Raw genomic sequence first — 3679 nt, 5'->3', positions numbered from 1 at the left:
CGGCGCTCCGACCCTGCTGCGGCGGATCGCCGCCGTGGCGGCCGGTGTGGCGTTGCCGCTGTCCGCCGCGACGGCCCTGGCCCTGCTGGCCGTCGGCCGGGGCGGCCTGACCGCCGCCCTGGAGCGGCTGCTGCTCCTGGTCTGCGTGCTGTGGGGCGTCGCCACCGCCACAGCCGTCGCCCTCCGCCGGTGAGGAAGTGAGGAAGGGCCCCCGCTTAACACCGCCTGTAAGGAGCGTCACGACCGGCGCTCCTTCCACCTCTCAGGTCGCGAGGAGTAGTTTCGGTCGGCGATGACCAATGTCTGGCACCTCACCGTGCGCCTGTACGTCGACCTTCGACTGCAGGCCAGCGGCGTCTGTCCGGCGCAGCCGCTCTCCTGACGCTGCCCCGTTCCGACCCCCAGACACTGGACACGCTCTGATGCCTTCCGCCCTGCGCAAGATCCCCTTCTCCGTACAGATCCTGCTCGGCCTCGTCCTCGGTGTGGCGCTCGGCTTCCTGGCCCGCGCCAACGACCTCAGCTGGTTGACCAGCACCCTCGACACCGTCGGTGGCCTCTTCGTCCAACTGCTCAAGCTGGCCGTGCCGCCTCTGGTCTTCACCGCGATCGTGGTCAGCGTGGTGAGCCTGCGCGGCGTCGCCAACGCCGCCCGGCTGGCGCTGAAGACGCTGCTGTGGTTCGGCGTCACCGCCCTGATCGCCGTGAGCATCGGCATCGGCCTCGGCCTGCTCACCGACCCGGGCCGCGGCGTCACCCTGGACACCGCCGGCGCCGCCGCGCCGAAGAAGACCGGCTCCTGGACGGACTTCCTCACCGGCATCGTGCCGACCAACCCGGTCGGCGCGTTCGTCGAGGGCAACGTGCTCCAGATCGTCTTCCTCGCCCTGGTGGTCGGCGCCGCCGCCCTGCTCGTCGGCCCGGCCGCGGAGCCGTTCGTCGCGCTCAACCGCTCGCTGCTCGAGATCGTCCAGAAGGCGCTCTGGTGGGTGATCCGGCTCGCCCCGATCGGCACCCTCGGCCTGATCGGCAACGCCGTCGCCTCGTACGGCTGGGACCTGGTGGCCCCACTCGCGAAGTTCACCACCGCCGTGTACGTCGGCTGCGCGATCGTGCTGTTCGTCGTCTACCCGCTGCTGCTGGTGGTGGCCGGCCGGCTCAACCCGCTGCGCTTCTTCGCCGGCGCCTGGCCGGCGATCGAGCTGGCGTTCGTCTCCCGCTCCTCGGTCGGCACCATGCCGGTGACCCAGCGCTCCGTCGAGCGCCTCGGCGTCCCCCGCGAGTACGCCTCCTTCGCCGTGCCGTTCGGCGCCACCACGAAGATGGACGGCTGCGCCGCGATCTACCCGGCCCTCGCCGCGATCTTCGTGGCGCAGGTCTTCGGCGTCGACCTGGGCGTCACCGACTACCTGCTGATCGCCTTCGTCTCGGTGGTCGGCTCGGCCGCCACCGCCGGCCTGACCGGGGCGATCGTCATGCTCACCCTGACCCTCAGCACGCTGGGCCTGCCGCTGGCCGGCGTCGGCCTGCTGCTGGCCATCGACCCGATCCTGGACATGATCCGCACCGCCACGAACGTGGCCGGGCAGGCGCTCGTCCCGACCCTGGTCGCCGCCCGCGAGGGCACCCTCGACCGAGAGGCGTACGACGCCGCCGGCCGGCGGGACATCACCGAACCCGTCCCGACCGACCGTCGGCCGAGCCGTGACGAGGACCTCGCCCCCGTACCGGCCTGACGATCCACGGCTGCGGCGGGGCCCGTGGGTCCCGCCGCGGCCGTGTCGAGAGGATGACGAGATGAGCACCCTGTTCACCCCCCTCGCGCTGCGCACCGTGACGCTGCCGAACCGCGTCGCCCTGGCCCCGATGTGCCAGTACTCGGCCGGGCCGGACGGACTGCCCACCGATTGGCACCTGGTGCACCTCGGCACCCGCGCCGTCGGCGGCGCCGGGCTGGTCCTGACCGAGGCGACCGCCGTCGTGCCCGAGGGACGGATCACCCCCCAGGACACCGGCCTGTGGTCCGACGCGCACGTGGACGCCTGGCGTCCGGTGACCGCGTTCGTCGCCGCCCACGGGGCGGTGCCGGCGGTCCAGTTGGCGCACGCCGGGTTCAAGGCTTCGACGTACCGACCGTGGGCGCCCCGCCGGGGCGGCGTGCCCGACACCGAGGGCGGCTGGACGCCCGTCGGCCCCGGTGCCGCGCCGTTCGTGCCCGACTACCGCGTGCCGGCCGCCCTCGACGAGGCCGGCATCGCCGGCGTGGTGGAGTCGTTCGGTACGGCGGCCGCCCGGGCGGTCGACGCCGGCTTCGCGGCGGTGGAGATCCACGCCGCGCACGGCTACCTGTTGCACGAGTTCCTGTCCCCGCTGACCAACCACCGCGACGACGCCTGGGGCGGCGACCGGGCCGGACGCATGCGGCTCACCCTGGAGGTCGCCCGGGCGGTACGCGCGGCGGTCGGCGAGGACGTCCCGGTGCTGGCCCGGATCTCCGCCACCGACTGGGTCGACGGCGGCTGGAGGGTGGAGGACAGCGTCGCGCTCGCCGCCGAGTTGGCCGGTGCCGGCGTGGACCTGGTGGACTGCTCCTCCGGCGGCGCGTCGGCAACGGCGAGTGTCCCCGTCGGCCCCGGCTACCAGGTGCCGCTCGCCGCCCGCGTACGCCGGGAGGCCGGCGTGGCCACCGGCGCGGTCGGCCTGATCGTCGAGCCGGAGCAGGCCGAGGCGATCGTCGCGGGCGGCGAGGCCGACCTGGTGCTGCTCGGCCGCGAACTGCTCCGCGACCCGTACTGGCCGCACCGCGCCGCCGCCAAGCTCGGCGCCGCCACCGGGTGGCCCGCCCAGTACACCCGCGCTCTGTAGGGCCGCTCGGCTTCCTCGCGTTAAGAAGGGCCCCCTGTACAACGCCAGGCGTTAACGGGGGGCCCTTCCTTACACGCATCAGCCGGCGAGGTGGGACCAGCTTCCCTCCAGGTCGCGCCAGGGGCCCTGGGCGGCGACGCGGCCGGACTGGAGCACCACCACGTGGTCGGCGCGGACCAGTGCCGCCCGTTTCGAGGTGGAGCCGACCACCGTCACCCCGTGCTCGCGCAACGCCTGCCACAGCGCCAGCTCGGTGGTCACGTCCAGCGCCGACGACACGTCGTCGGCGACCAGCAGCTCGGTACGCGGGGCGAGGGCCCGGGCCAGCGCCAGGCGCTGCAACTGACCGCCGGAGAGCCGGGTGCCCTTGTGCCCGATAAGCAGCCCGAGCCCGCCCCCGGTGGCCGCCAGGTCGTGGTCGAGCTGGGCGGTCGACACCGCCGCCGCCGCGTCCACCTGGTGGCCGAGGGTGATGTTGTCGGCCACCGTCCCGGAGAGCACCCGGGGCAGCTGCCCGACGTACCCCACCTGCTGCGGGCGCAGGAACAGCTCCGGCTCGGTGACCGGCTCGCCGTTCCAGGTGAGCAGGCCGGTGTGCGGGGCGATGCCGGCCAGGGCGCGCAGCAGCGACGACTTGCCCGACCCGACCGGCCCGACCACCAGCACCAACTGCCCCCGGGTCACCGTCAGGTCGACGTCCCGGACGGCCGTCATGCCGTCGGTGTGCCGTACGCCGAAGCCGGTCAGCTCCAGAGGCGCCGTACCTGTTCCAGGAACGCGAGGGCGACGTGCTGATGGTGGCCCGGGTCCGGGC

The 3679-nt window shown here is 73.9% G+C and carries 3 protein-coding genes and 1 pseudogene; 3 read left to right on the top strand and 1 reads right to left on the bottom strand.

Annotated elements, in window-relative coordinates:
* From AB0I76_RS25110 to AB0I76_RS25100, 3 genes and pseudogenes are all read left to right on the top strand, one after another.
* Window positions 1–193: pseudogene (locus AB0I76_RS25110) on the top strand (DUF998 domain-containing protein); the annotation flags it as partial.
* Between the two features lie 241 nt (window positions 194–434).
* On the top strand, window positions 435–1736 hold the full coding sequence (locus tag AB0I76_RS25105; RefSeq protein WP_357040120.1) for a dicarboxylate/amino acid:cation symporter: 1302 nt from the start codon (window positions 435–437) through the stop codon (window positions 1734–1736).
* Between the two features lie 61 nt (window positions 1737–1797).
* Window positions 1798–2865: an NADH:flavin oxidoreductase/NADH oxidase gene (locus tag AB0I76_RS25100; RefSeq protein ID WP_357040117.1), complete on the top strand. Its 1068-nt coding sequence runs from the start codon at window positions 1798–1800 to the stop codon at window positions 2863–2865.
* Window positions 2866–2943: 78 nt separating this feature from the next.
* Here the strand turns inward: AB0I76_RS25100 and AB0I76_RS25095 are convergent.
* The coding region (locus AB0I76_RS25095; RefSeq protein ID WP_357040114.1) for an ABC transporter ATP-binding protein at window positions 2944–3679 on the bottom strand (736 nt) is incomplete at its 5' end.

Origin of the sequence: Micromonospora sp. NPDC049799 (genome assembly GCF_040656655.1) — a bacterium.
Classification (GTDB): Bacteria; Actinomycetota; Actinomycetes; order Mycobacteriales; family Micromonosporaceae; genus Micromonospora.
The sequence above is the reverse complement of the archived record's forward strand: the minus strand, read 5'-3'. Positions and strand labels throughout refer to the sequence as shown.

Bases quoted from the DNA above. Each gene is read 5' to 3' on its own strand.
- AB0I76_RS25100 (WP_357040117.1), top strand. From the start codon at position 1,798: ATGAGCACCCTGTTCACCCCCCTCGCGCTGCGCACCGTGACGCTGCCG.